Source organism: Bacillus cereus group sp. BfR-BA-01408 (genome assembly GCF_022663305.1).
GTDB classification, from domain to species: Bacteria; Bacillota; Bacilli; order Bacillales; family Bacillaceae_G; genus Bacillus_A; species Bacillus_A pacificus.
The window spans coordinates 1-632 of the sequence record NZ_JAKUFF010000186.1; the positions used below are offsets into that span (position 1 = coordinate 1).

A 632-nucleotide genomic window follows, 5' to 3' on the forward strand; every position below is an offset into this window, starting at 1 on the left:
ACAAATGATTGGAATCGTAGTGCAGTTGTGATTCCAGCAACAAAACCAATTAAACGTATGGAAATCTATCTTCTCTTTAGAAATAATAACAAAGGGAAAGTTTGGTTTGATAACATCCGTTTACTAGAAGGTAACGCTCTTATTAAAAACGAGTACGACAACGATGGCAATGTTGTTGCCGCGTATGATGAAGAAGGGCAGAAGAATACATTCACATACGATGCATCAGGAAATAAAAAGAGCGAAACAGATGAAAAAGGAAATACAAAACTATATGATTATAACAAAGATAATTTATTAACGAAGGTTACTTTGAAAAATGGTACGTCTGTAAATTATCGTTATGATCATAATGGAAACACAACAGAGAAATCTGTCATGTTTGGTGGGAAAACACAAACACACAAATATGAATATGATGTAGATAATAAAAATACAGTGTATATCGATGCGTTGAACCGTCGTATTGAACATACGTACGATGAAAATGCAAACAAGATTAAAACGAAAATGCCAAACGGTTCTATCTTAGAATCTGTATATGATACAGCAGATCGCGTCATTGGTGAAAAGCGAAATGGAAAAGATTCATTTACATTTGAACGTGATCAAAATGGACAAGTTACGAAAGT

At 33.5% G+C, this 632-nt stretch carries 1 pseudogene; it reads left to right on the forward strand.

The features are described from left to right. Window positions 1-632: pseudogene (locus MR083_RS26805) on the forward strand (wall-associated protein); the annotation flags it as partial.